Here is a 26,077-nt window from a genome sequence, read left to right as displayed (position 1 = left end):
CTCTTTGCTCCCAAACCCCTCCGCCAACTTTAGCTTATGACAAGACACGTTATTCTCGCTTACGGCCGGGAAACTGAATACTGGCGGGCCATTTTTGCCATTCTGAGCTTCTGGGCCTGGTATACCGGCGACAAGGCCAAGGTGCGCACGCTAATATTCACCGACCGCCCCGACTTTTTCAAGCCTCACCTCGGCGACCTGCCCGCTGACTATGTGCACCTCACAGCCGAGGCCATGCAGCAAATGCGCGGACCCCAGCAGTACGTGCACCGCATCAAGCTCGCCACCGTGGACCAGGTTTTTCGCGATTATCCCGGCGACCAGCTGCTGTTTTGCGATTCGGACACATTTTTCGTGGCGCCGGCCGAGGCGCTGCTTGAGCGCCTGCGGCCCGGCGTGAGCCTGCTGCACCAGCGCGAGTTTACCTACGCCGAGGCGGTGGACGTGTACGCCAGCTATAAGCCCGCCCAGGACGAGTATCCGCGCCGCTTTATCGAGCTGATTGAAAGCCAGACGTTTCAGGTGGGCGGCCAGCCGCGAAAATTCCTGAGAACTCAGCACATGTGGAATTCCGGCGTGCTGGCCCTGCGACCCGAAATCGCGGCCCTGATGCCCGATATCGTGGCGCTGAACGACGCTTTTTACGCCGGCAGCGGCTGGATGACGGTCGAGCAGATTGCTTTTTCGCTGGCCCTGCCCACCCAAACCCAGCTCATGCCCAGCGACGAGTTCGTGTTTCACTACTGGGGCGCGGGGCAGAAGCAGCTGATGGACCGCCAGCTGGCGCAACTCTTCGCCGGGCCGTTCGGCCGGCTTTCCCTGGCCGAGCGCCTATCCCAGGTGCGCCACCTGAGCAGCGAGTGGTGGCACGCCGTGAAGCTGGACCAGGTGCGCGAAGGCGCGCTCTACGCCCTTGCGCAGGGCGATTTGGTGGCGGGACTGAAATACGTGGCCAAGGCGCTGCTGACCTCTCCCTTCGACGGCGACTTTATCAAGAGCGTATTCACCATTCTGAAGAAGAAATACGCGTAAGGCTGTTGTTCAGGAAACTTCGCGGCCCGCGGCCGTGTCGCAACTCCGCGCCAATGGCCAGCCGGCTCACGGCGCTTCTCTCCTTAATTATGAAACGACTTCTGCTTTCCGCTCTGATTTTACTTGGTGGGCTCGCCGCCTGTGATTCCAACCCGCCGCCGGCCACTGCCTCTTCTGCCGCCTCGGCGGGCGCGGCTGCGGCGTCCGCCGAGACGGTTCCTACCCCCCCTGCGGCCACGAACCCGGCGGCAACCCCGGCGACGGCCGTCGTGGCCAAGGTTGACGGGCCGGCCATCTACGCCAGCAACTGCCAGCAGTGCCACCAGGCCGCCGGCACGGGTCTGCCCGGCGCCTTCCCGCCCCTGCGCGGCAGCCCCGTGGTGAATAGCGCCGACGCCACGCAGCTGACCACCATCATCTTGCACGGCTATAATGCCCGCCCCGAATACGGCGCCATGCCCGGCTACGCCGCCAGCCTCAGCGACGAGCAGATTGCGGCGGTGGCAACCTACGTGCGCGGCGCCTGGAGCAACACCGGCAAAGCCGTGGCTGCCACCACGGTGGCCAAGGTGCGGGCCACCACCAAATAGGCGGTTTTCTTTCGCCAATCACTTTTCCTTACCGCTTTGACTAAACGCGATTTCGACGCCGTGGTGGTGGGCTCCGGTCCCAATGGGCTGGCCGCGGCCATTACGCTTCAGCAGGCGGGCCAGTCGGTGCTGCTGCTGGAAAGCAAAGACACCGTGGGCGGCGGCCTGCGCACGGCCGAGCTGACCTTGCCGGGCTTCCTGCACGACATCTGCTCCGCTATTCACCCAATGGCGGCCGAGTCGCCGTTCTTCAAGACCCTGCCGCTGGCTGCGCACGGCCTCGAATACTGCTACCCCCCGGTGGCGGCGGCCCACCCGCTCGACAACGGCACCGCCGCGGCCCTGCTGGGCTCGGTGGCCGAGACTGCTGCCCGGCTCGGCGCCGACGGGCCAACTTACCAGCAGCTGGTAGGACCCGTCGCAACTGACTGGCCGGAGCTGGCGCCCGCCATCCTCGGCCCGCTGCATATCCCCGACCATCCGCTGGTGATGGCCCGCTTCGGCCTCAAGGGTCTGCTGCCGGCCCAGGCTCTGGCCAACCACTACCTGAGAACCACCGAAGGCCGGGCTCTGTGGGCGGGCATGGCGGCGCACGCCCAGCTGCCCCTCGACAGCGTGGCGACTTCGGCCATCGGGCTGGTGCTGCTGGCCCTCGGCAACCGCCGGGGCTGGCCGTTGCCGCGGGGCGGCTCGCAGCAGATTGCCGACGCGCTGACTTCCTATTTCGTCTCGCTCGGCGGGCAGGTCCGAACCAACTTCCACGTGCACTCGCTGCGGCAGCTGCCTTCGGCCCACGCCGTGCTCTTCGACGTGACGCCCCGGCAGCTGCTGAGCATTGCCGGGCACAAGCTGTCGGCGCTCTACCGCTGGCAGCTGGGACGCTACCGCTACGGCATGGGCGTGTTCAAGGTCGACTGGGCGCTGGCCGGCCCTATCCCCTTCACCGCGCCCGAGTGCCGGGAGGCGGGCACCCTGCACCTGGGCAGCACGTTCGAGGAGATTGCCGCCGCCGAGCAGCTTACCTGGCGCGGCCAGCACCCCGAACGGCCGTTCGTGCTTTTGGCGCAGCAGAGCTTGTTTGATGATTCGCGGGCGCCGGCGGGCCAGCACACGGCCTGGGCCTACTGCCACGTACCCCACGGCTCCCGTCAGGACATGACGGCGGCCATCGAGGCGCAGGTAGAGCGCTACGCGCCCGGCTTCCGGGAGCGCATTCTGGCTCGGCACGTGCTCGACACCCGGCAGATGGAGGACTACAACGCCAACTACATCGGCGGCGACATCAACGGCGGCGTGCTCGACATCGGCCAGCTCTTCACCCGGCCGGCGCTGCGGCTCTCGCCCTACCGCACCTCGGCCAAAGGGCTGTACCTGTGCTCGTCCTCGACCCCGCCCGGCGGCGGCGTACACGGCATGTGCGGCTACCACGCGGCGCGCCGGGCGCTGCGCGACGTGTTCAATGTGCGGCTGCCCTCGCTCCCTGCGTCGGCGGCGGTTACGGCCCGGCCAGCTCATCCCTACCCCCTCGCAACGGGGCAAAGCTAGCTCAACATTAGAACGGCAATATCCGTAGTTTCACGGTTGAAATCAGAACTCATCCGGCCCGTTTCTTGTAAGAATGGGCGGTCTGAAAACGGCGTTTTGCGCCTGCCGACCATCCTTCCTTTGCACCTGATTTGAGAGCATGAAATATACCGCTTACGACCTGATTGTGGTCGGAACAGGCTTTGCTTCAACCTTTTTCCTGAAGCAATACCTGGCTAAAGCCCCCGCCAACGCCAAGATACTGGTGTTGGAGCGCGGCCACCTTTACCCGCGGGCCGAGCGGGTGAAAGACAAGCGCGGCGAGCCAACGCCCTACGCCAAGCTCAATCCGGAATCCTACGAGACCTTCGTCAACAACCGCCCCAGCAAGGACTGGCACTTCAGCGTCGGCTACGGCGGCAGCTCCAACTGCTGGTACGCCTGCACGCCGCGCTTTCTGCCCAACGACTTCAAGATGAAGACCTTGTACGGCGTGGCCAGCGACTGGCCCGTGCAGTACGATGAGCTGGACCCCTACTACGAGCAGGTCGAGGACCTGATGGCCGTGTCGGGACCGGCCGAGACGCCCTACCCCCGCCGCAAGCCCTACGTGCAGCCCCCGCACCTGTTCACGGCCGTCGACACGCGGCTACACGAGAAGTACGGCAAGCTCTACATCAACCAGCCCACGGCCCGCGCCCGCGTGGCCATGAACGGCCGCAACCCCTGCTGCGCCAGCGCCGTGTGCAGCGTGTGCCCGGTCGATGCTAAGTTCACCGTCGAGAACTCTAACTTCGGCGTGCACACCGACCCGCGCGTGGAGCTGCTCTATGGCGCGCCGGTTTACGGCCTCGAACTGGTGCAGGACCGGGTGCGGCGCGTGAGCTTCCGGCAGGGCGGTAAGGATTTTCACGTCGGCGCCGAAGTGGTGGCCCTGGCCACGAACGCCATCTTCAACGCCAACATCCTACTCAATTCCGGCGACACCAACCCGTTTACTGGGCGCGGCCTGGGTGAGCAGCTGGGCTTACAAGCCTACGTGTACCTCGACAACATGCAGAGCGTGGGCGGCAGCTCCTGGGTCAACGCCAACGGCTACATGCTCTACGACGGCGACCACCGCCGCGAGTCCGCCGCCTGTCTGATGGAGTCCAGCAACGCGCCGGTGTTTCGGCCCGAAAGCGGCAAGTGGCGCAACCTGGCCAGCTTCCGCATGATTTTCGAGGACTTGCCCGACCCGGAAAACCGCGTAGCCACCACCGCCGACCCCCTCAAGCCCGAGCTGCACTTTAAAGGACCTTCGGAGTACACCCTCAAAGGCATCGAGCGCATGAAGCAGCGCCTGCCCGAAATCCTGTCGTGCCTGCCCGTGGAGAAGATTTTCTACGAGCCGCCCTACGCTTCCGAGGCCCACATTCTGAGCACTGCTCGCATGAGTGCTACGGCGCAGGACGGCGTAGTCGACAAGCACTTGCGGCACCATCAGTACCGCAATTTGTTCGTGCTGGGCAGCAGCAGCTTCCCCACCTACACCCCCGCCAACCCGACGCTCACGCTCTCGGCCCTCTCGCTGTTCGCGGCCGATAAGTCGTTTTGAGGGGGGTAGGGATTTTAGAAAATAATTAAGTTAACGAATTAAGCAGCTTGCTATGCGCCGCAGAAACTTTCTTAAAATCGCGGGTCTGGGCACGGCGGCCATCGCCGTGCCGGCGGTGGCCGCCACCTCCGGCTCCACAGTCAAGGCTACGGCTGGTATTATCCTGCACGAGTTTCGCTTTTTGAAACTCGACCAGGCCGGGGTGGAAAAATTCGTCGAGGATTACTACCAGCTCACGGGCGGCGGCAGCACTCTGACCACCAAGCTCAAAACCAAGGCATACTATTTGTTTAAAATAGATTCGGAACGCTCGCAGCTGGTGCGCACCATCACCACCCTCTATTTACTTTCTACCGATTTCTTCCAGAACCGCATGGATGAAAGCCGGAAAGTGAAGTATCTCGGCTGGTACAATCCGCACAAGACGCCCTGCGCCAACCCGTTCTCATCTATTTACTACCCCCCGGCGGTTGCTTGATTCCACTTACTCATAAGTTAATCTGAGCAAACGTTTAGGCTAATTTTCCTACCCCCCTATGCGTCTGTTAACACGTGCGGCCCTTTCGGACGCACTCGTTGGTACAAATTATCTGCCTGCCGAAGCTGAGCGCGCCGCCGGCAATGATTTTGAAGACATCATAAGGTACCGGGTTTTCTGCATGGTGTGGGCCACTGGCACCCTGTTTCACATGGCGCAGTCGCGGATTTACATCAGCGCCCTGCATTATGTCTTGCTGACCATCGCCGCGCTAGCCCTGCTAGTAGGAACGGCTTCGGTGCTGCGGCTGGTAATTTTCGTGGCCTTGCAGCTCTACGAGGCCAGCATGTTGCAAACGATAAGCAACCACTGGCTATTCGCCACCTTCGTAAATCTAACGATTGCGCAGGTGCTAATTTACTTGATTATCAAGCGGCAAAGCTTCTGGATAAATAAGGCGGATTTTATCAAGACGCTGGCCCCGATAGTGCGAATTGAGCTGCTCCTGCTCTATTTTTTTGTCGTCCTGCACAAGCTGAACTCGGGCTTCTTCTCGCTGGAAAACAGTTGCGCGGCTTTGCTCCTCAAGGAGCAGCATCTGGACCTGCTGCTTCCAATTTCAGAAAACCTGATTAAAGCCAATATCTACCTCACCATTATTATTGAGGCCCTAATTCCTCTCCTTCTTATTTTTCGCAAAACCCGAAATGCAGGGTTGCTGCTCGGTCTGGCGTTTCACTGCGTTATTGCCTTCAACTCCTTCAACGGATTCTACGATTTCTCCTCGATGGTTTTCGGGGCGTATTTTCTTTTCACGCGCTATAGCTTCAGCAACACTATTTATATCGGCTATCGGAAGCTGGTGGAGTATCAGGCGCGGCTTAAGCAGCAGCTAGTTCAGTTTAGCTTCCGAAACTTAGTTATTCTGCTCGCTTTATTTCTGGGTGGCCTGGTGCTGCTTCGCGTCCTCACCAAGGTTTTTAATGATTATTTTCAGCTAATCTGGGCTTTCTACAGCTTTCTTTTCATTTTCGTATTTCTGCTCTCACTGGCGCTTAAAATCGAGCGGCGTCAGGAGCCGCCTCGTGCCTTTAAAATTGCCAATGCAGCATTTTTGCTGTTCCCGCTGGTAGTATTTTTAAATGGTATGAGCCCCTACCTGGGCTTGAAGACCGAGTCTTCATTCGCTATGTTTTCTAATTTAAGAACCGAAGGCGGCGTGACAAACCATTTCTTTATTCCTATCAGCGCCCAGGTGTTCGACTACCAGAAGGATATGATAGAGATTGTGCACTCCTCGGAGCCGCAGCTACAAAAGGTTGCTGATGAAAATAAGTTAATCACTTTCTTCCAGTTTCAGAACCACATTGCCAGCACCAGGCCGACTCAGGTAATCTACGTGCGCAATGGGCAGCGGCGCACTTTCACGCTGGCCACTGCTTCGCCCAACGATGAGCTTTTACAGAAAAGCTCGCCCATTTTGCGCCGGCTGCTGCGGTTTCGCGCCATTTCCAAAACGGAGCCGCAGCCCTGTCAGCACTAGGCAAACAGGCATGAAGCCAATCGAGGGGGGTAGGAAAGCGCAATTGTACTTTCCTACCCCCCTCGATTGGCTTCATGCCGTCGGTATCGATAAGCTGATTAAATCAGCTACCGTAGCTCATACAGCGTCGCGGCGTAGTTGCCGCGCTGATAGTGCGCGAGCCGGCGACCCATGCTGGCGAACTTCTCGTCCAGCAGGCGGCCGGGCGGAAAAGCCGGGTCGTGGTACCAGGCCGGCCGGTTCACGTAGTCGCCGATGGCATCGCGGTTGTTGACATCGTACACGAACCACAGCCTTTTCCGGCCGGCAAACGCCTTAAAATCCGGGTCGAGGTTTTGCAGGTAGTCGGCCTGCGAAACCGAGCGGTTTTTGGTGAGCCCAGCCAGGGTAGCGCCGTATTTCAGCCCGTAGGCGGCCTGGTAATACTCGTAGGCCTGGCGCATATTCCAGTACACGTACACGGCATCGCCGGGCCGGTACTGCTCATTGACGTGGAGCACCACGTCGCGGTAGTACTCCCGGTTGTAGAAGGAATCAGGGTTGATAACCTGCCGGGCTGAGTTAAGAAAGGCGGGCAGCAGCACCAGCGCCAGCAGCACCACGATGCCCCGCCGGCGGGGCAGGAAAAGCCGCTGCCCATACTGAGCGCCATGAGCTAGTAGCAGAATTGCCAGCGGCGCCAGAAAGAGCGTAAACCGCTGATAAAAGGGAAACTGACTGAGTGCCGACGCCACCAGGGCCAGCCCGAGCGGCAAAAGGAGCAGGAGCAGCTGCTGCCGGTCGTGCCGCAGCAGGTAGTAGACGCCAATAATCAAGAGCAAAGCCATCAGCCAGCCCATTTTCAGCACGTGCCGCAGGCCGAAGTAGGAGCGGGTGTCATCCACTTCCAGCAGCACGCCGAGCGGATGGCTCAGGAAGTCGTAGCCCTTCAGGCAAAGCCACTGCACTGCTTCCGCGGGCCGGGCCAGCGGCAGGTAGGCATCATATTTCACTTTGAAGAAGTCGGCCAGCCACCCGGAATCCTGATACTTCCCGATAAAGAAGTGGTATTGCAGCCCGAAGCTCAGCAGCCAAAGCCCACCCGGCACCAGGTAGAGCAGTAGGGTGCGCCAATCGCGCCGCCGCAGGGCGCGCAAGCCGATGACAAGGCCGATGGCGGCCAGGATAAAGATGACAGAAAAAGAAAACCACAGCAGCAGGCCGCCCAGCAGGCCCCAGGCCAGCAGCGGCGCCAGGGTGGTAGCGGACTGGTAGCGTATATATAGATAGAGCGCCGCCACCGTGCCCAGCAGCTCGGTGCTGTACTGCTTGGCCTCGACGGAGTGATATACGGCCGGGTAGCCCAGTGCCAGTACGCCAACCGCCAGCACTGCGCCCCAGGAACGCAGAAAATAGCGCGCGACTGGCACGAAAAGTCCTAGCGCGCCTACCCCACTCAGCAGCGAGAACAGCCGCAGCGCCGGCTCGTGCCGGCCAAACAGCGCCACCAAGCTGCGTACCGTCCACAGGTAGCCCAGGGGCGCTTTCTGCTGGTATTCGAACGGCCCCGTAGCCAGCTGCCCGAAGTTGAGCTTAATAATATTGACGTTCAGAAACAGCTCGTCAATGAAAAAAGAACGGTTGTTAAGAAAGTGAAACAGCCGAAAAAACACGCCGGCCGCCAGCAGCCCGTACAGCAGCCGGCGCTGGAGCTGGGAGCTGAAACCAGCGGCTTCGCTCTCGTCGCCGAGAACAACAGAAGAACCGGGCGGGGGCTTAAGCGGCTGGTCCGGACGTATGAGCATAGGCTGACATTGCGCAGCGCAGGGCCACTAGGCGGCGGGCAGCTAACGCCGCCCTACCCCCCCGTTTTGTTGGATACACGAGTCTGTAGCTGGCCGGGCCTACAGCTGATTGAAGTTGTAGCGCTCTTCCAGCAGATTGCTCAGAAAGGGGATGCGCACGAACATAAGCGTGATGAGTAGGCCGCAGAACAGAAACACGTAGAGCATAAACCACTTGCGCGTGTACAGCTTCTCGGAGCCTTGTACGGGCGAGTTTTCCAGCAGGCCGATGCGCAGATACCAGGAGAACAGCAGGGCAAAGAAAGGAAAGCTAATGAGCAGCTCAATCCGGTTCTTAATCAGGAAGATACCCAGAAAAAACGAACAGGTGAGGGCGTAGAAGAACATCGATATGAGCAGGCTGTGCTCGGTATAGAACTTAAACGAGCGGCGGTACAAGCCAGCCAGCTGCGGGTCTTTAATCAGGCGATACTCGGCAAAGCGCTTGGTAGCCATCAGAAAGGCGCCGCCCATCCAGTAAGCTACAATGATACTGGACGGCGGCAGGCTACTGAAAAACCCCGCAGCATTGAAAGTAGCGAGCGACAGCGCCGGGGCCACAATAAACCAGCCCAGGGCGAATCGAATGGGGTTGTTCACCGATTCCGACAGCACGTCGAGGTATACCCGCTCTTTGGTCCGGAACGGCCGCACGTTGTACATCACGCCCATAAAGAGCAGAAATGCCGACATGAGCACGAACTGAATGCTGATTTGATAAGCCAGCACCAAACCAACCACGGCCAGCACCAGCCACTCCGTGTACACCAGCGTGGGGTTGACGACGCGCACTACCGAAGTGCGCTTCTTTTTCAGTGGGTGAAATTTGTCAAATTCCGCGTCTAGGTACTCATTGATGACGTAGTTGGCCGAGGCGACTAGGCAGGTGCTGGCCAGGCCTAACACCAGCTTGACAAACAGCGCGGCATCGAGCGGCACGCGGTAGATGATGAAGGCGAACAGCACGCCCGGCATCATAAACACGTTTTTGACCCAGTTGTCGGGGCGCGCGATGGCGATGTAGTCTTTCAGGCCGGCCGGTACCAGCACGGCGGGCTCATTCGTGTTCGTGAGCGTATCAGATGGCGTCATGGGAGCTAAGTTGCTTGGTAAAGAACCGAACTATTCGGTTGAGCCGCGAGCTGCTGTTCGAGGTCTTGGTAAAACGTGAAATGTTGAAAAGCTTGCTTTTCCACTATCAGGCAGGGCATTCCGGCCTGTTCGGCGCAGGCTCCGTCCAGCTCGGGCCGGTCGCCGATAAACAGGCACTCGGCGGGCGTCAGGCCCAGCAGTTGGGTTACGTGCCGCAGGCCCTGCGGGTCTGGCTTGAGGCGGTCCACTTCCGGGTCCGTCGAGCTGACGACGGCATCGGCACTGAGGTGCATGGCCGCTAACTTGGCCTGGGCGGGGTAGTCAGAGTAAATGCCGATTTTGATGCCGCGCTGGCGCAGCGCGTTGAAGAAGGAAGTAGTGCCCGGATACGTGCAAGCCGGCAAGTATTGATTGGGGTGCTGAAACATCCAATGGTTTACTACGCGCCGGAGTTGGGCTAACGCAACGGGGTCTGAACCCACGCACCAGGCGTACTGAGCTTGTTCAAGGCCGGCGAAATGGCCGCCCGCCCGCTTTTCCCGCTCGGCCCGAAACCGGCGCAGCAGCAGCAACTCGCGCAGGCGCCACGGCCGCAGGGCATAGTAGGCCAGCAAGTCGGTCAGCAGCTTGCCGCGCAGCTTGTCCTGGGCATAGAGCGTGCCATCCACGTCGAAGATAACCGCCTTAACCTTCTGCCAATCAACGCCAGGAAATACAACCATTGTGCAAAGTTAGATATATATTACTATACCTGCAAGAAAATGTATTCCTGGTTTCGGACGCCGCTTTACGAAGATAGCGCCTTATGGTTGTAAAGTAGAGGCAGCACCCTGCTACTGCCCAGGCACTGATAGCCTGGTGGCCGCCCGCAGAGACAAAGAAACAAACCAGAGCAAGGCCAAATAAATGAGGCAGGAGAGGCTACGTTTCCTACCCCCCCCTGCTGGCTTGAAGCTAAATTAAGCGCAAAATGAAGACTATTCTTGGCTGCTACGTCAAACGGCTACCAGGCTTTTGCCTGCGAGGGCTTCCGGCAACTTCCACGCGCGGCAGCTTCTGCCCTAGCAGTCTATCAAATAAACTATTGATTATCAGACTTCTCGGTCCTATTATTTATTCACGCTTCCCTACGATTTCAGGTAGTGAGCGCGGGCCGGTTAGCGGCGGCGCTGTCTTTGTCAGTTCGCTGGGCAGCGGGCGCAGAAACGTGAGGCGTGAGCCGCCGGTCCGGGCGGCAGCTGGCCGGTTTTTGCTTTTGCCCGACCAGCACCTCAGGGCCGGCAGCATATCTGGCAGTTTGCGTCGGGTTTGGATAGCTGGTGTTGGCCCTTGGTTTGCGGGCCGGCTCACCAGCGCACCAAGGCTTCTTCCAAGCAACAGCGTATAGCAGCATATAGAGGCTGCGGCTCTACCCCGCCGCTGGAGTAGCGAGGCGATGGTAACTTTGCCCGCCATCGACCTTGCCCGCAGCATTGTGCCGGGTTTCGTTTCTCAGCCCCCGCCCACCCTGCCCTGAATGTTTCTGCTCTCAGCAGCCAACATTCTGGTTGGTTTTTAGTAAAAATTTTATCTCCTTATCCATCACCGACTTGAACCTGACCCCACTTTCCCTACCGGCCTGGATAAAGCCGCATCTTTTCGAGAACAAGAATTTTACCGATTTGCTGCCCTCGGAAATTGCAGATTTATCCACTCGCCTGGCCGCGTTCAAGCACGAACAGCCCGACGTGTCGGTTGTCATTCCGGCCTGGAACGAGGCCAACAACATCTACCGGGCGCTCTCGTCGCTGGCTTCCAACGTAACATCTTTCAAGGTCGAGATTATTGTTATCAACAACAATTCCACCGACTCGCTTCAGCACGTGCTCGACGTGCTAGGAGTGACAAGCTACCTGGAATCGACGCAGGGGATATCCTTTGCCCGGCAGCTGGGCCTGGAAAAAGCCAGGGGCAAATACCACCTCTGCGCCGACGCCGATACGTTCTACCCCCCCTCCTGGATTGAGCTGATGACCCGGCCCATGCTACAGCCCAACGAGATTGTGGGCGTCTACGGCCGCTATGGCTTCGTGCCCCCGCCGGGTCAGGGCCGCCAGGGCTTGTGGGTGTATGAGCTGTTCACGAGCGTTCTGGTGGAGATGCGGAAGAAAAACCAGGAGTTCGTGAATGTGCTGGGGTTTAACATGGGCTTCGTGGCCGAGCTGGGCCGCGTAACCGGCGGCTTCAAAACCGACCAGGCACGTGTCTTCAACAACGAGCTTAACGTGGAAGAGTCGGAAGACGGCCGCATGGCCGTGCGCCTCAAAACCAGGGGTAGCCTGAAGATGGTGACCGACCCCAAGGCGCTGGTTTATACGTCGCCGCGCAAAGTCCTGCAAGACGGCAGCATTCTTAAGGCCTTTATGAACCGGATTAAACGGCACGTATCCCGGTTGGGTGAGTACGTGTGAAGCCGCCACCTGCTGCCCACCGCTTAAGGGGAAGGAATAAGGCCGGTCTGTCTCTGTCTAACGGCTCACAAAGCGTTTGCCAAACCAGAAAACCAAAGCAGCTGCTAACCACAGCACCAGACACCGGCCTAAAGACACCGGCCTAAAACCGGGCCGCCGTTCAGCTCCTGCGCTGAACGGCGGCCCGGTTCAAATGCAAGAAGCCTTATTTTATCCGCAGCTCGGCGGGCGGGCTTTTACGGCCGTTGGGAGCGATAGTGACGGCGCGCACGAGCAGCTGGCGGCCCAGTGGCACGGCCAGGGGCTTGGTGTAGCGGTCAGTGGTTTCGTCGGGCAGCTTGCCATCGAGGGTGTAGCGGATTTGGGCGCCGGGCACCAGCGAGCGGAGCGTCAGTACGGCCCGGTCGCCCTGCCGCACCAGGCTGGCGCTGTCGAGGCCCAGCGGCTCGGGCACGCGGTAGTTGATTCGCTTGCGGTCGAGGTGGGCGAACTGCTGGCCCAGGCGCGGCAGAAATGCGTCGTAGCGGCGGGCGGCAGCTGGCGTCCAGGCCACTTCGGCGGCGGCCAGCAGGCGGGGAAACAACATGTACTCCGCTTTTTCGGGCGTCGTGATGTACTCGGTCCACATATTAGCGCCTATCCCCAGGATGTGCTTCTGCTGCTCGGCTGTCAGCTCTTTAGGCAGGGGATTATAAGAGTAGACTTTCGCCAGGGGCAGGTAGCCGCCAATCATCAGGGGCTCGTAGGGGCTGTGCGGCTGCGGGTTCTGGCCATAGTCTAGGTAGAAGTGGGTGGTGGGCGTCATCACCACGTCGTGGCCCATTTTGGCGGCTTCGATGCCGCCTTTCTCGCCGCGCCAGCTCATCACGGTGGCGCTGGGCGAAATGCCGCCTTCCAGAATCTCGTCCCAGCCGATAAGCTTTTTGCCCTTGCCCTGTAAGAATTTCTCGATGCGGCGGTTAAACCAGCCCTGCACCTTTTCCACGTCGGTGTAGCCCTCGCGCTTCATGATTTCCTGCACGGCGGCGCTTTCCTTCCAGCGCGTTTTGGGCGCCTCGTCGCCGCCGATGTGAATGTACTTACCCGGAAACAGGGCGCTAACCTCCGTCAGTACGTCCTCGAAAAAGCGAAAGGTCGGCTCGGTCGGGCACACGATGTCCTCGTTGACGCCCCACATGGTCCAGGTTTCGTAGGGGCCGGGCTTGCAGGCTAATTCCGGGTAGGCGGCCAGGATGGCGACCGAGTGGCCCGGCATCTCAATCTCGGGCACGATGGTGACGTAACGCTGCTGGGCGTAGGCTATCACATCCTTCACCTGCTCCTGGGTGTAGAAGCCGCCGTAGGGCGTGCCGTCGTACTTGAACTCGGCGGGTGTCTTAAACAGCTGCTGGGCGCCAACTAGGGTTTCCTTCCGAAAGGCGCTAATCTGCGTCAGCTTGGGGTATTTCTTGATTTCAATGCGCCAGCCCTGGTCGTCGGTCAGGTGCCAGTGGAAGGTGTTGAGCTTGTAGGCGGCCAGAAAGTCGATATACTTTTTCACGAAGCTGACCGGGAAAAAGTGGCGGCACACGTCGAGCATCCCGCCCCGCCACGCGAAAGCCGGCTGGTCCTGGATGCGCACGTAGGGCACGGCGGCCGTGGCCGCCGGCCGGGCCGGCAGCAGCTGCAACAAGGTCTGGGTGCCGTAGAACAGCCCCGCCCCGCCGCTGGCCGAAATGCGCACGCCGGCCTTGTCCACGGTCAGCTGGTAGGCTTCGGCCGAAGCCAAGGGGGTAGGGGCCGTGACCAGGCTGATTTGGGCGGCCGGGCGGCTGGTGGTCACAGTCACGGTGTGGCCGAGCTGCGTGAGCTGGTCCCTGAGCAGGCTGGCCACGTTCAGCTCGTCTTTGCTTTTAGCGTAGAGGCTGATTTTCTGGGGCAGCGTGTAGGTGGCGGCGTAGGCTTTGACTTCGCGCGGCAGCGGCACGAGGCCGAGCTTATCGCCGGGTATTTCGCTTTGCGCGGCGGCGGAAATAGTGGTTAGCAAGGTTGCGGCGGCCAGGAGCGCGCCGAGGGGGGTAGGAAATCGGCAAGAGAAGGGCATGAAGAAGTAGGCTTGGTGGGCGGTGGGGCAGAAGAAGGGGAATAGGTATTTTTTGAGTAGCTCGCAAAGCTTGTTTGGCAAGGTAGAGACGCATCCCTGCGTCTCGTCGCTAACGCCGCTAAAGGGGGTAGGGAATGCAATTAGCTACCGCGCCCCTCGCCTCGCTGTCAGTTAGCCAAAACCAAAAGAAGCTTCGGCTTTGCAGCGAAGCTTCTTTTAGGTTCAACTACGGGCGGGCTTATTTATCCCAGTACACGCGGCCCACCAGGTTGTCGCCGCCAGCCACGGCGGCGCTGGCAGCCTTATAGTTGTCGGGGTTGCTCGTGATTTCGGCGGTGGGGTAGGGAAAGCGCCGCGGAATCTGCCCGCTGGTGGCATTATTGGGGTACACTACCGGCCTGAGCACCGGGAAGCCGCTGCGGCGCCAGTTGGTCCACGACTCGTAGAAATCAAGCATGGTGTTGGTCAGGGCCCAGTACTGCGTATTGATTTGCTCCAGCGCTTGGTCGGCGCTAAAAGGATGAGCGGTAAGGTAGGCGCTGGCCTCAGCCGGGGTCACGGCCATGCTGGGGTCGTACTGGCTCAGGTAAGTCATGGCGGCGGTCACGCCGTTGGTGTAGTGCCCGGCGGCGGTGCCCAGGCCGAAGCGCTGGGCGGCCTCGGCCAGCAGCAGCTCCGACTCGCCGTAGGTGAGCACGAACGTGGGGCCGGTGCGCTTAATCATGCCGGGGTGCGGCGACGAGTAGTCGGGAAAGGAAGTGAAAGTGGGGTCGGTCTTGATGTCGAGGCCGGGCCGGCCGCTCAGGTCGCGGCCGTTGGGCATTCCCTTCTGGGCGGCGGCGCCGGTGTTGAAGCTCGTGCTCTGGACTTTACTGACGTCGGTGAGGTAGAGCTGAGTGACGGCGATTTTCGACAGGCGCGGGTCGTTGTTGGCTTTCAAATAGTCGATAAAAGTTTTCGACCACTTCACGTAGTAGTGCTCCTGGCCGCCGTCGCCGAGCAGCACCTGGCTGTTGCGGTTCTGGGTGGCGCGGCCCCCGGCTTCGTCATGGAGCACGAAGGCGTTGTCGGCGTTGCTGGTCATGGTTTTGCCCTGCACCTTGGTGGCGTAGGCCTTGGCGGTGGCCTCGTCGACTTTGGTCAGGCGCATGGCCAGGCGCAGCAACAGCGAGTTGCCGAAGCGCTGCCACTGGGCCACGTTGCCCCTATAGAACACGTCGCCGTTGGCCACGTCGGCGGCGGGGTCAAGGGCGGCGGTGGCCTCCTCTACTTCCTTGAGCATGTCGGCGTAGATGGCCTGCTGCGCGTCGTATTTGGGCGTGATGATGCCCTGGTAGTAGCCCTGGCCGGCCTCGGAGTAGGGCACGTCGCCGTACAAATCAGTGATGCGCTGCATGACTAGCACGCGCATGATGCGGGCAATCTGGTGCAGGTTCTTGTACTCGGCTTTGCCGCGGGTCGATTCCACCAGGTCGGTCACGGGCTTAACCTGCTCGCTGTAGCTGCGCTCCCAATAGGCAGCGGTGTAGCCCTCATTGAGGCGGTATTTGTCGCCGGCCCAGTAGCCGAGCACCGCCGACATGCCCTGCACGATGCCGGAGGCGTAAATCAGGTTGCCGCGCCAGGTCTCGTAGGCAAAGTCAGTGCTGCCGGTATACGTGAGCTGGGTTTGGGTCAGCACGTAGTTCGGGGGGAACGAAGCCTGGCTGTAGGTGGTCGGGTTGGTGTTGATTTCAGCGAACTTGTCGGTGCAGGCACCGGCCAGCAGCAGGGCGGCGGCACTTAGCAGCGCCAGAGGGGGGGTAGGGAATCGGCGTTTCATAAAGAAAGGAGACAAAAAGCTGGTTTACAGAAGCTACCCAAAAGACGGTCATGCTGAGTCCTGCGAAGCATCTCGCCGGGGAAAGTAATCAGCTTGACCTAGCGATTTAATAAGTGACGGGCGGGATGTTTCATAGGGCCCAGCATGACCGCCTTTTGGGCTGTCTAGCTATTAGAATTTGGCACTTAGGTTGACGCCGTAGGTGCGCGAGGGCGGCACCCCGCCCAGCTCCAGGCCCTGCGAGAAGGCGCTGTAGCTGCCCTCGGGGTCGATATTGTCGGTGAGGCGGCGAATGAAAAACAGGTTGCGGGCCACCAGGCTCAGGTTCAGGCGCTGGATTTTATTACCGAACAGGCTGCTCGGAAACGCGTAGCCCAGCGTCACCTGCCGCAGCTTGATGAAGCTGGCATCTTCCACAAACTGGCGGGAGACGTTGCTGGCCAGCGTGCCGTAGTAGGCGGCGGCATCCAAGGTGTCTTTCGTAGTGCCGAAGATACCTTCGCGGTTGACCAGCGTGTTCTTGTGCAGGCCAGCGACCGTGCCGTAGTAGTCGGTGGCTGAGAAAATCTTACCCCCGAACTTGCCATCAATCAGCACGCCCAGACTCAGGCGCTTGTACACGAAGTCGTTGCTCCAGCCCATCGTCCAGGGGTGGAAGGCGGTGCCGAATGCCGTCAGGTTGCCGCGGTCCGGCACGCCGGTAGTCGTCAGAAGAATGTTGCCCTCCGCGTCACGCTTGTAGTCGTAAGCCAGCACCTGCCCAAATGGCTTGCCCACCTGCTGTCCCACGAAGCCTACGCCCGAGCGCGAGGTGGCATACACCGACTGCTGCTGGCCGCCGGCCAGCGAGAGCACCGTATTCTTGTTGTAGGCCACATTGTAGGAAGAAGTCCAAGTGAAGTCGGTGGTGCGCACCGGCAGAATGGTGAGCAGCAGCTCCACGCCCTTGTTTTCCAGCTCGCCCGCGTTGAGCACGGCGCCTGAATAGCCCGACGTGATGGAAGCCGGCGTGTTGACAATCTCCTTCGACGACTTTTTCTTATAGACCGTCAGGTCCAGCCGCAGGCGGTTCTGAACGAACGACAGCTCCGTGCCGACCTCAATCTCGGTGGCTTGTGAGGGCAGCAGGCTGCTGTTGGGGATGTTGGAGTCGGACGGGCCGCCGAACGGATTGCCCAGCAGCGTGTTCGAGGAAAGCGAATAATTAAGCTGGGTGCGGAAGGGGTCGGTGGCCTGACCTACTTTTGAGTAGCCGGCCCGGATTTTACCGAACGACAGAAAATCCGGCTTCCACAGTTCCGAAAACACGAACGAGCCGCTTATCCCTGGGTAGGTGATGCTCAGGTCGTTGTCGAGACCCGGCGTGGCCAGCGTCGAAAACCAGTCGCGCCGCAGCGTGCCGGTCAAGAACAAGAAGTCCTTGTAGGACAAGTCCAGCGAGCTGTACACCGACTGTACTTGCTGGTCGCTGAAGACCAGCCCCACCGAGCGGTTCTTGGTGTTGCCGAGCGAGTTGACGCCGAACACAGCGAACTCATTGCCGTAATTCTGGAAGCCGTTGAGCTTGGTGCGGCGGTAGCTGGCGCCCACGTTCGGGGTGAAGGCGAAGTCTTCCCCGACCTGGAAGCTTTTGCCCACCAGTCCGTCGGCGTTGAGGTCCGTGAACTGCGTGTTTATCTCGGCGATGCTGCCCGCCGTGCGGTAGGCCGTGCCCGAGGGCGTCACATTGGTGTAGCGGTCGGTGTAGGCGTCGCGCCCTACCCGCCCCTGCAAGAACAAGCCGTTGTCGAGGGTGTAGCGGGCCGACACCGAGGAGAGCAGGCGCTCGCGCCGAGTGTCGTTGACGAACTTATTGGCGGCGAAGTAAGGATTGGTGCCGTAGATGTCGCCGCTGTTGAGTTCGGCGCCATTGGCCCGCGTACCGTTGCCGTTGGGCCCGCGCAGGTCGCGCACATCTTGGGTAGTCGGCAGAAAGGCCACGTTGAAGTTGGCATTGCCGGGACCGTCGGAGAGGATGGGCCGGTTCTTGGCCTGCTCCAGAATGTAGTTGGCTCGCGCGTCGATGGTCAGGCGCTTAAACGGGTCAAACGTACCGGCGAAGTTGAACGTCTGGCGGTCGAGCCGCGAGTTGGGCACTACCGACTTGTTGGCCAGGTTACTGGCCGACAGACGCACTGCGCCACCCGTGAAGCTCTTGTTGAAGGCAATGGTATTGGTAAAGCTGCTGCCGGTGCGGTAGAAATTCCTGATGTTATTCTTTTGCGCCACGTAGGGCCGCGCCACGCCGTCGAACTGCGGCACCAGGGTGTTGTCATAAGGAATACCCGGCCTGTTGACGCTATCAATCCGGGCGCCCCAACTGGAGTTGCCCGCCAGCAAAGCTGCCGCCACCGAGTCGGGCTTGATGTTGTTGGCGCCCTGACCGTACTCGTACTGCCAGTCGGTGAGGTTAAAAACCTGCTGGGCCACGAAGTTGCTGTTGAACTCAATGCCGTCATTGCCCTTGGCGCTTTTGGTCGTAATCAGAATCACGCCGGCCTTGGCCCGGTAGCCGTAGAGGGCCGAGGCCGCCGCGCCCTTAAGCACCGAGATGCTCTCGATGTCGTCGGGGTTGATATTGGAGATGGCGTCGCCCAGGTCGGGGCCGTTATCGTACTGCCCGCCGCTGTTGTTGAGGCTGGGCTGGCTTTCCACCGGTACGCCGTTGATAACGTAGAGCGGCTGGTTGGTCTGGTTGATGCTCGACGCGCCCCGGATGATGACGTTGCTCGATGCGCCCGGCCCGCCGGAGGTCGAGTTCACGTTCAGGCCCGCCACCTTGCCCACCAGGGAGTTAGCCACGTTCACTTCCCGCGCCTGCGTCAGGGACTCACCCTGCACCTCGGTCACCGAAAAGCCCAGAGCCTTGCGCTCCCGCGCGATGCCGAGCGCGGTTACCACTACCTCGTTGAGCGCCTGCGTGCTCTCATTCAGGGTTACGTTGACAACTGACTGCCCGCCAAGGCGGACCGTGCGCGCATCGAAGCCGACCGACGAAAACACCAGCGCCGACGTGTCGGGCGCGGCCACCGTGAGCGAGTACGTGCCCTCGGCGTTGGTGCTAATGCCTTGGTTGGTGCCGCGCACCAGGACGGTGACGCCGGGCAGCGCCCCGCCTTTGGCGTCCGTCACCTTGCCCGTGACGGTTGTTTGGGCCTGCGCCCAGCCCGGCAGGCTCAGGAGCAGTAAGAAAGTAAGCCAGGTAATTTTTCGCATGAGAGAGGGTTTTAAGGAAGTGAGGGGGTAGGAAAGGGCCGCGAAACGAACTCAATGAATTTCACTGGATAACGGCGCCGGCGGGCGCTAGCGCGGAGCGGGCGCCGCGCGGGTGCGCTGCCGTACCACCTCGGCAATGGCCCTGAGCAGCGAGTTGGCGCCGGGCGCGTCCTGCGTCAGCTCCCAAATCATCACGCCGCTGGCCTGGTCGAGGGCCAGATTGGTTTTCAACCGAGTGGTGGTCAGGCCATTATATCCCACGCCCTCAAACAAGTCGGCGCTGGAGTTGGCGCCGCGGGCTACCAGCGCGGCGTAGGGCTCCTCGCTGCTCGTGCTGCGGCCGTAGAAGGGCAGGCCGAGCACGGTTTTGCTCGCCGGCAGGCCCAGGCCCTGCCAGTAGGCGAGCGTCTGGGCCGCGCCGGCGTAGGTGGAGTGGGCCGGTGGCGAGTCGTCGTAGGCCATGATGTTGAGAAAATCGACGTCCGCGAACACGCCTGGCTGGATGCCTGGCCCCGCCCAGGTGCCGCCGGCCACGGCTGCCGTCAGCAGCTTGCCCTGGCCGTGCAGCCGGGTGGCGAGCTGCCGCATCAAGGCCGCGAAGCTCGGGGCGGCTTTGGCGTCGGGGTGCTCCCAGTCGATGTCAATACCATCGAGACTGTACTCCTTGGCAAGATTGACCAGATTAGTAGTAAACGTGTTAATGCGGCTCGCGTCGGCGCCAATGGCATCGAAGGCGCTGTGGTCGCCGTCGTGCCAGCCGCCCACTGAGATGAGCACTTTCACGCCGCTAGCGTGGGCGGCAGCCACGAGGCGCCGCAGCTTGTCGGGATTTTTGAGCGGCTCCAGGCCGCCGGTGGGCGTGGGCTGCACAAAGGCGTAGTTGACGTGGGTGAGCTGAGCGAGCTGCGCCGTGTTTACCTCACCACGCCAAGCCGGCAGGTAGCCCACCACCCGGAACTGGGCGCGCCCTACCCCCGGCACCAGCAGCAGGGCCAACAGCATTGCGAACAGGAGCGGCTTGCGTCTCATAGTCCTTTCTTGAGTGCTGGGGCGAAATAAACAGATGAAAAAAACGTCATGCTGAGCAACGCGAAGCATCTTGCCAGAGTGAAGGGGACAGGAAATTGAATCGTTGTTAGCCGCTGCTTACCAAGCAGCCAAGATGCTTCGGCAAGCTCAGCATGACGTTCTTATGCCCCCCTACCCCCCCTAAAACCGGTGGCGCACGAAGGCCTCCATCGCCTCGTACTCGGCCAGCCCTAGCCGGTCGTAGCGCCGGGCCGTGTCGTGGTTGCGGTCTTCGGAGCGCTGCCAGAACTCGCGCTTGTCGTTGCCGGGAAACACGGCGCTGTCTTTCTGCGACTGGTGCTTAAAAATGGCTTTGCGCTTGCGCAGCAGCTCCTCGGGGCTGATGGGCACGGCCATCTCGATTTCCGTCACATCCCACTCCTGCCAGGCCCCGCGGTAGAGCCACAGGTAGCAGTCCTCGACCCAGGCCTCGCGGCCCTTAAGGCGGGCCAGGACCCGGAAAATGGCGTCTAAGCACACGGCATGAGTGCCGTGGGGGTCGCGCAGGTCGCCGGCCGCGAAAATCTGGTGCGGCCGGATTTCCTGGAGAATGTCCACCACTACCTGAATGTCGGCCTCGCCCAGCGGCTTCTTTTTCACCTGCCCGGTTTCGTAGAAGGGCATGTTCAGGAAGTGCACGTTCGCCTCCCTGACGCCGCAAAAGCGGCAGGCCGCCTCCGCCTCGCCCTTGCGAATCAGGGCCTTGATGTCCTGCACCAGCGGACTGTCCTCTTCGCCCAGCTTCTTGCGCTTTAGGAACTCGACTACCTCGGTGTGCTCCTGCTGCATCTGCGCGGCCCCTACCCCCTGCTTCTGGGCGAAGTCCAGGGCAAAATCGGCGAAGCGGCGCGCGTCATCGTCAAAGACGGCGATGTTGCCCGACGTCTGGTACGCCACGTGCACGTCGTGGCCCTGGTCGACGAGGCGCAGCAGCGTGCCGCCCATCGAAATCACGTCGTCGTCGGGGTGGGGGCTGAAAATTAGCGAGCGTTTGCGGGCCGGCAGCGCCCGCTCCGGCCGCTGCGCGTCGTGGGAGTTGGGCTTGCCCCCCGGCCAGCCCGTGATGGTATGCTGAATGGCGTTAAACACCTTCAGGTTCAGGTTGTAGGCGTTGCCGGCTTCCACCAGCAGGTCGCTCAGGCTGCCATCCTTGTAGTCCTCATCGGTGAGCTTGAGAATGGGCTTCTGCATCTTGAGGCTCAGCCAGATAACGGCCCGCCGAATCAGGCGGTCGTCCCAGGCGCACATGCCCACGAGCCAGGGCGTCTTGATGCGGGTCAGCTCCAGGGCCGCCCACTGGTCCACCACCACTTGCACGCGGGGGTGCTGCTGAAGGAAAGACGCGGGCACGGCGTCCGAAATCCGGCCCTCCACCGTCTCCTGCAAGATGCGGGCCTTGCCCTCGCCCCAGGCCAGCAGGATGATTTGGCGGGCTTTCATGATGGTCCCTACCCCCATCGTCAGGGCTCTCAGCGGCACGTACTCTTCCTTGATAAAGTCCTTGGCCGCGTCGGTGATGGTGAGTGGGTCGAGCTTCACCAGTCGCGTGGCCGACGTAATGGCCGAGCCCGGCTCATTAAAGCCGATGTGCCCGGTGCGCCCGATGCCGAGCAGCTGCAAATCCAAGCCCCCGCACTCTTCTATCCGCCGCTCGTAGTCGCGGCAATAGTCCTTGACCTTTTCAATCGGGAGGGTGCCGTCGGGAATATGAATGTTTTCGGGCCGGATATCGACGTGGTTGAACAGCTGCTCGTGCATGAAATAAACGTAGCTCTGCAGCTCGTCCGGCGCCATCGGGTAATACTCGTCGAGGTTGAAGGTGACCACGTTCTGAAAGCTCAGCTCGCCGGCCTGGTGCAGGCGAATCAGCTCTTTGTACACGCCGATGGGCGACGAGCCGGTCGCCAGACCCAGCACGGCCCGCTGGCCCCGGCGCTGCTTTTCCCGAATCAGGTCGGCGATTTCGGCGGCCACGCGCATAGCGCCCTCCCCGGAGTCCTCGAAAATCGTTACCGGCAGCTTCTCGAAGGTCGTTTCGGAGTAGTTCAGGACTTCCATGACGGGGTGCGAATGACAAGCTGAAGGAATGTACAACCAGGCAGCTCGGGGCAGCTTACTTGCTGCTGGCTACTAGCTGCAAGCGTATCCGGCTTAAATGAGGGGTAGGGCGCGGGCGTTTATAACGTGGTCGTTTAAAGATGATAAGTAGGGTACTTAATTAGCTGGCTACCGCGCTTTCATTTAGCTTCCGATAGGACTTTCTTAACATCTAATGGCATACCCGGCCCAAACATAATTGCCCGCCGAATGAAAAGCAAGTGTCCGCAGAAAAAAATGTGCGCGCGCACGCAAAAAGTAGTGGTGGCGCGTGGGCGCCCACGCAATAAGGAGGGCATGAGCCCGCAGCAACTATTTGTTTGGTGAAGCAGGTATGAAAAAGCGAAGACGAAGAGAGCCTGCCTCCGGCCGCAGCTTACCCGCCGACCCAGTGGCTTTCCCGCCTACCTTTGAAGGAGTTTAAGTGAGCTGGCCAGGAAAGCGCGAATACGAATGGAGAAAAATGCGGTGCGCCTCAAGGATATTGCGGCCAAGGCCAATGTGTCGGTCGGAACCGTGGACCGGGTGCTGCACAACCGCGGCCGGGTGTCCGAGCCGGTGCGGCAACGGGTGCTGCTGATGATGAAGGAGCTGGAGTACGAGCCCAACCTGATTGCGCGCACCCTAGGCTCAAATCGCACCTATCAGCTGGCCGCCCTGCAGCCCGACCACACCCTCGACCCTTACTGGCAGGCGCCGCGCAACGGCATCGACAAAGCCGCCCGCGAGCTAAAGCAGTACGGGGTGAGCGTCACGGTTTACTCCTATAATCAAACCGAAGTCGGTTCTTTTCTGGCGCAAGCCGAGGCCGCGACGCGCGCCCGGCCCGATGGCATCCTGATTGCGCCCTTGTTCTACCGCGAGTCCCTGGCTTTTTTTGAGCAGTGGCGGCAGCAGGGCATTCCCTACGTGCTCTTCAATACCTACATCGCCGGGCTGCCCGCGCTGAGCTACGTCGGGCAGGATTCCTACCAGAGTGGGTTTCTGGCCGGCAAGCTGGTGCAGTTCGGGCAGGCCGAGCCGGGCACCTTCGTAATTGCCCACATCGCCGAGGACGTGGCCAACTCCGTCCATGTCACGCAGAAGGAGCGCGGCTTCCGCGATTATTTCGCCCAGCTCCCTACCCCCCCCCCGCCGGGCGAAGCCAATGGGGGGCCGCCATCCGGAAAGCTTCATAATATCGTTAGCATCGACCTGCCCCCGCCCGCCGACCCGGCCTTTGCCCGGCAGCTCAACCGGCTGCTGGATGGGGAGCAAACCCAGCTCCAGGGCATTTTCGTGAGCACGTCCAAGGCCTACGAGATTGCGCCCTACCTGCAAGCCTACCACCGCGAGGACATCCGCCTCGTTGGCTACGACTTGCTGGAAAAAAACATCTACTTTCTCAACGAGGGTATTATTGACTTCCTGATTAACCAAAACCCGAAAAAGCAGGGCTACCGGGGCATTTTCGCCCTGGCTGACCTGCTCCTGTTCAAGAAGGAAGTAGGAGCGCTGAAGTACTTGCCACTCGACATCATAACCAAGGAAAACATAAGCTATTACCTTGATAAATAGGCCGTACTGCTGCCGAGGAAAGCACCAAACTGAAAAATGGCGGGCGCATTTCGTCCCGGCAAACTACCTTTTCTTGGCGGGCCGGACCCACTTGCTCTATGGGCTCGCCCACCACCCGAGTGCCTCGCGCAGCAGATTCAAGGCCGCTACACACCTCTTGCGAAGCGGCCCACCCGCAACTCAGGCCAGCAATTACGGCTTGGAATGAAAAAGATAGCTGCTCACCTAACTTCTTCTGGCTCTATCCAACCAAAATTGGTTTAAACCAAAAACAAATCAGCCACCCAAGTTTACACCTAAGTGGCTGATTCTAAACGAGCGAGAAACGAGGTTCGAACTCGCGACCCTCAGCTTGGGAAGCTTAGCCACTACGTAGTCTTTACTTTATTAATAGTGTATTCTATGGCATTTAAAGGGTATTTTTAAGATTTTTAGTCTTGTAGCTTATCATCAATATCAGGCCCTTAACTACATTTGTGTAATTTGCTGTGTAATTGACAAAACAACGAATTACACCCCATGAGCAAGACTACTGAGCACAAAGAAGGTAAGGCCAGTGTGGAGGTAGTGTACTACACCAGCAACACGCTCGCTGATGGGTCACACCCATTTTTTGTTCGCATAACGAAGAACCGTAAGCGCAAGTACCTAGCCACCGGCTTGTGCTTGCACCCTAAGCACTGGGACAAGGAGAACAAGAGGATAAAGAACAACTTTCCAAATCCAGCCGACCGTCGAATCTTGAAGAAAGCTCTCCAAGCTTGGGAAGACAAGTATCAAGAGGCAGCCGATGAACTCGCTGAAGCCGATGAGCAACACGATGCACGTTCAGTAGCAACCCGTGTTGCTGAAAATCGCAGCAAAACCCGAAGTGGGAAGTTGTTGGCCTATTGCGATGAACTGAGCAGTTCGTACCGTGCCACGGGTAAGGCGGGAAATGCTGGCATCTACAAGGACCTGCGCAATCAACTGGCTAAGTTTATTGTGGCCGAGTACAGCGTGGAGGACTTGCCGCTGGAACGGCTAAACCTATCATTTTGCGACAAGTGGGAGCGTTACCTACGCTCAACAGGGGCTGAGGAAATCACCCTTTCCCTAAGGTTCCGCACCTTGAGGGCTGTTCTCAATAAAGCCATCGCCAACGGCTTGGCGAAAGTCGAACACTACCCCTTCGCTCGGACGGCCGCCGAACGCCACAAATTCAGTGTAGGCAAGTTCGACGTGAGCACCACGAAACGAGCTGTGAGCCGCGATGCTATTCGGTTGCTGGAGGGCTTGTCTCCTGACACGGCCCGATTGCAGTTGGCGAAGGACGTATTTCTCTTTTCCTTCTACTGCGGGGGTATCAACTTTGTGGACTTGGCGCAGCTTCGATGGCACGCGCTCACGGCCACTGATGCAAGCGCTACGACGTTTCGATTGAACTATGTGCGGCAAAAGACGCAGGGCAAGTTTGGCCTTAAGCTTTTGCCCCCAGCTGCTGCTATTGTGGCCAGATTCCGAGGCTTTACTCATGCCACACCTGACAGTTACATCTTCCCTATACTTGATGTGGTAAAGCATCAAACGCCTACCCAGGTAAAGAACCGCCTTCATAAAGTTCTTGGGCAGGTCAACCAAGACCTTAAGGTACTGGCACCTCTTGCTGGTATCGATACCCCGCTTACTACTTATGTGGCTCGTCACTCATTCGCCACAAGCTTGAAGCGTAGCGGGGTAGCGATTGCCATCATTAGCGAAACAATGGGGCACGCCTCAGAAGAAACAACCCGAGACTATCTGGATTCATTCGCTTCCGAAACTTTGGACGCGGCCTTTGAACAGTTATTATGAGGTCGGCTATATATAAAGCCACCTTTGAGTTGGAAGAAGCTTCGAGGACGTCGGACCGATGGGTATACAATAAGCCTAGAAAACTACTACTGCAACACTGGTTGACTGAAGGACTTAAAACCAAACAAGACGAGGCGAAAGCTACATATGAAAGCTTCTTAGATGAAGTAGACGAGAATTGGGGTGGTCTAGTAAAAACGGACAGTACGCTAAGGTAGGTTTTGCAAGAGGTC

Annotated in this window: 17 protein-coding genes; 9 read left to right on the top strand and 8 right to left on the bottom strand. The window is 59.9% G+C overall.

Going from position 1 to position 26,077, the window contains the following annotated elements; genetic code table 11:
• Positions 1 to 36: 36 nt before the first annotated feature.
• The 6 genes from ACFE70_RS16705 to ACFE70_RS16680 all read left to right on the top strand — a co-directional run bounded on the left by ACFE70_RS16705 (position 37) and on the right by ACFE70_RS16680 (position 6,764).
• Positions 37 to 1,032 carry a hypothetical protein gene (locus tag ACFE70_RS16705; protein WP_375418919.1) on the top strand — a complete coding sequence of 332 codons (996 nt, stop codon included), beginning with the start codon at positions 37 to 39 and terminating at the stop codon, positions 1,030 to 1,032.
• Between the two features lie 89 nt (positions 1,033 to 1,121).
• Positions 1,122 to 1,622 carry a c-type cytochrome gene (locus ACFE70_RS16700; protein ID WP_375418918.1) on the top strand — a complete coding sequence of 167 codons (501 nt, stop codon included), beginning with the start codon at positions 1,122 to 1,124 and terminating at the stop codon, positions 1,620 to 1,622.
• A gap of 36 nt (positions 1,623 to 1,658) precedes the next feature.
• On the top strand, positions 1,659 to 3,167 hold the full coding sequence (locus ACFE70_RS16695) for a phytoene desaturase family protein (protein ID WP_375418917.1): 1,509 nt from the start codon (positions 1,659 to 1,661) through the stop codon (positions 3,165 to 3,167).
• Between the two features lie 139 nt (positions 3,168 to 3,306).
• The gene (locus ACFE70_RS16690; protein WP_375418916.1) at positions 3,307 to 4,743 is read left to right on the top strand and encodes a GMC oxidoreductase; all 1,437 of its coding nucleotides are present in this window, start codon (positions 3,307 to 3,309) and stop codon (positions 4,741 to 4,743) included.
• Between the two features lie 52 nt (positions 4,744 to 4,795).
• A complete protein-coding gene (locus ACFE70_RS16685; RefSeq protein WP_375418915.1) occupies positions 4,796 to 5,221 on the top strand; it encodes a hypothetical protein in 426 nt (141 codons plus the stop codon).
• 58 nt (positions 5,222 to 5,279) lie between these two features.
• Positions 5,280 to 6,764 (top strand): hypothetical protein, encoded by a 1,485-nt coding sequence (locus tag ACFE70_RS16680; protein ID WP_375418914.1) that lies wholly within the window; start codon positions 5,280 to 5,282, stop codon positions 6,762 to 6,764.
• Positions 6,765 to 6,871: 107 nt separating this feature from the next.
• On the opposite strand, the gene ACFE70_RS16675 is transcribed toward ACFE70_RS16680, so the two are convergent.
• From ACFE70_RS16675 to ACFE70_RS16665, 3 genes are all read right to left on the bottom strand, one after another.
• Positions 6,872 to 8,548 (bottom strand): hypothetical protein, encoded by a 1,677-nt coding sequence (locus ACFE70_RS16675; protein WP_375418913.1) that lies wholly within the window; start codon positions 8,546 to 8,548, stop codon positions 6,872 to 6,874.
• Between the two features lie 99 nt (positions 8,549 to 8,647).
• The gene (locus ACFE70_RS16670) at positions 8,648 to 9,679 is read right to left on the bottom strand and encodes a UbiA family prenyltransferase (RefSeq protein ID WP_375418912.1); all 1,032 of its coding nucleotides are present in this window, start codon (positions 9,677 to 9,679) and stop codon (positions 8,648 to 8,650) included.
• Positions 9,680 to 9,684: 5 nt separating this feature from the next.
• Positions 9,685 to 10,401 carry an HAD family hydrolase gene (locus ACFE70_RS16665; RefSeq protein ID WP_375418911.1) on the bottom strand — a complete coding sequence of 239 codons (717 nt, stop codon included), beginning with the start codon at positions 10,399 to 10,401 and terminating at the stop codon, positions 9,685 to 9,687.
• Positions 10,402 to 11,268: 867 nt separating this feature from the next.
• Between ACFE70_RS16665 and ACFE70_RS16660 the strand changes: the two genes are divergently transcribed.
• Positions 11,269 to 12,129: a glycosyltransferase family 2 protein gene (locus ACFE70_RS16660; protein ID WP_375418910.1), complete on the top strand. Its 861-nt coding sequence runs from the start codon at positions 11,269 to 11,271 to the stop codon at positions 12,127 to 12,129.
• Positions 12,130 to 12,334: 205 nt separating this feature from the next.
• On the opposite strand, the gene ACFE70_RS16655 is transcribed toward ACFE70_RS16660, so the two are convergent.
• The 5 genes from ACFE70_RS16655 to nagB form a co-directional block, all read right to left on the bottom strand.
• Positions 12,335 to 14,212 (bottom strand): beta-N-acetylhexosaminidase, encoded by a 1,878-nt coding sequence (locus ACFE70_RS16655; protein WP_375418909.1) that lies wholly within the window; start codon positions 14,210 to 14,212, stop codon positions 12,335 to 12,337.
• Positions 14,213 to 14,450: 238 nt separating this feature from the next.
• Positions 14,451 to 16,034, bottom strand: a complete 1,584-nt coding sequence (locus tag ACFE70_RS16650) for a SusD/RagB family nutrient-binding outer membrane lipoprotein (RefSeq protein WP_375418908.1) — start codon at positions 16,032 to 16,034, stop codon at positions 14,451 to 14,453.
• A 171-nt stretch (positions 16,035 to 16,205) separates the two neighbouring features.
• Positions 16,206 to 19,289, bottom strand: a complete 3,084-nt coding sequence (locus ACFE70_RS16645) for a SusC/RagA family TonB-linked outer membrane protein (RefSeq protein WP_375418907.1) — start codon at positions 19,287 to 19,289, stop codon at positions 16,206 to 16,208.
• Between the two features lie 87 nt (positions 19,290 to 19,376).
• Complete coding sequence (locus ACFE70_RS16640; protein ID WP_375418906.1) at positions 19,377 to 20,291, bottom strand: glycosyl hydrolase family 18 protein; 915 nt, start codon at positions 20,289 to 20,291, stop codon at positions 19,377 to 19,379.
• Positions 20,292 to 20,498: 207 nt separating this feature from the next.
• Entirely contained in the window at positions 20,499 to 22,415 is a 1,917-nt protein-coding gene (gene nagB, locus ACFE70_RS16635; RefSeq protein ID WP_375418905.1) for a glucosamine-6-phosphate deaminase, read from the bottom strand.
• 492 nt (positions 22,416 to 22,907) lie between these two features.
• Here nagB and ACFE70_RS16630 point away from each other — a divergent pair, with 492 nt between their 5' ends.
• Positions 22,908 to 24,011 carry a LacI family DNA-binding transcriptional regulator gene (locus ACFE70_RS16630; RefSeq protein ID WP_375418904.1) on the top strand — a complete coding sequence of 368 codons (1,104 nt, stop codon included), beginning with the start codon at positions 22,908 to 22,910 and terminating at the stop codon, positions 24,009 to 24,011.
• 519 nt (positions 24,012 to 24,530) lie between these two features.
• On the top strand, positions 24,531 to 25,844 hold the full coding sequence (locus ACFE70_RS16625) for a site-specific integrase (protein ID WP_375418903.1): 1,314 nt from the start codon (positions 24,531 to 24,533) through the stop codon (positions 25,842 to 25,844).
• Positions 25,845 to 26,077: the final 233 nt, after the last annotated feature.

The organism is uncultured Hymenobacter sp., from assembly GCF_964243305.1.
In the GTDB taxonomy this organism is placed as follows: Bacteria; Bacteroidota; Bacteroidia; order Cytophagales; family Hymenobacteraceae; genus Hymenobacter.
Note: the sequence above shows the minus strand (reverse complement) of the source record. Positions and strands in the feature narration are given on the sequence as shown.

What these genes read in the sequence shown, in the direction of transcription:
- ACFE70_RS16630 (WP_375418904.1), top strand. Translation starts at nt 22,908, where the DNA reads ATGGAGAAAAATGCGGTGCGCCTCAAGGATATTGCGGCCAAGGCCAAT.
- ACFE70_RS16700 (WP_375418918.1), top strand. Translation starts at nt 1,122, where the DNA reads ATGAAACGACTTCTGCTTTCCGCTCTGATTTTACTTGGTGGGCTCGCC.
- ACFE70_RS16685 (WP_375418915.1), top strand. Translation starts at nt 4,796, where the DNA reads ATGCGCCGCAGAAACTTTCTTAAAATCGCGGGTCTGGGCACGGCGGCC.
- ACFE70_RS16705 (WP_375418919.1), top strand. Translation starts at nt 37, where the DNA reads ATGACAAGACACGTTATTCTCGCTTACGGCCGGGAAACTGAATACTGG.
- ACFE70_RS16680 (WP_375418914.1), top strand. Translation starts at nt 5,280, where the DNA reads ATGCGTCTGTTAACACGTGCGGCCCTTTCGGACGCACTCGTTGGTACA.
- nagB (WP_375418905.1), bottom strand. Translation starts at nt 22,415, where the DNA reads ATGGAAGTCCTGAACTACTCCGAAACGACCTTCGAGAAGCTGCCGGTA.
- ACFE70_RS16690 (WP_375418916.1), top strand. Translation starts at nt 3,307, where the DNA reads ATGAAATATACCGCTTACGACCTGATTGTGGTCGGAACAGGCTTTGCT.
- ACFE70_RS16625 (WP_375418903.1), top strand. Translation starts at nt 24,531, where the DNA reads ATGAGCAAGACTACTGAGCACAAAGAAGGTAAGGCCAGTGTGGAGGTA.
- ACFE70_RS16655 (WP_375418909.1), bottom strand. Translation starts at nt 14,212, where the DNA reads ATGCCCTTCTCTTGCCGATTTCCTACCCCCCTCGGCGCGCTCCTGGCC.
- ACFE70_RS16675 (WP_375418913.1), bottom strand. Translation starts at nt 8,548, where the DNA reads ATGCTCATACGTCCGGACCAGCCGCTTAAGCCCCCGCCCGGTTCTTCT.
- ACFE70_RS16650 (WP_375418908.1), bottom strand. Translation starts at nt 16,034, where the DNA reads ATGAAACGCCGATTCCCTACCCCCCCTCTGGCGCTGCTAAGTGCCGCC.
- ACFE70_RS16645 (WP_375418907.1), bottom strand. Translation starts at nt 19,289, where the DNA reads ATGCGAAAAATTACCTGGCTTACTTTCTTACTGCTCCTGAGCCTGCCG.
- ACFE70_RS16670 (WP_375418912.1), bottom strand. Translation starts at nt 9,679, where the DNA reads ATGACGCCATCTGATACGCTCACGAACACGAATGAGCCCGCCGTGCTG.
- ACFE70_RS16640 (WP_375418906.1), bottom strand. Translation starts at nt 20,291, where the DNA reads ATGCTGTTGGCCCTGCTGCTGGTGCCGGGGGTAGGGCGCGCCCAGTTC.
- ACFE70_RS16665 (WP_375418911.1), bottom strand. Translation starts at nt 10,401, where the DNA reads ATGGTTGTATTTCCTGGCGTTGATTGGCAGAAGGTTAAGGCGGTTATC.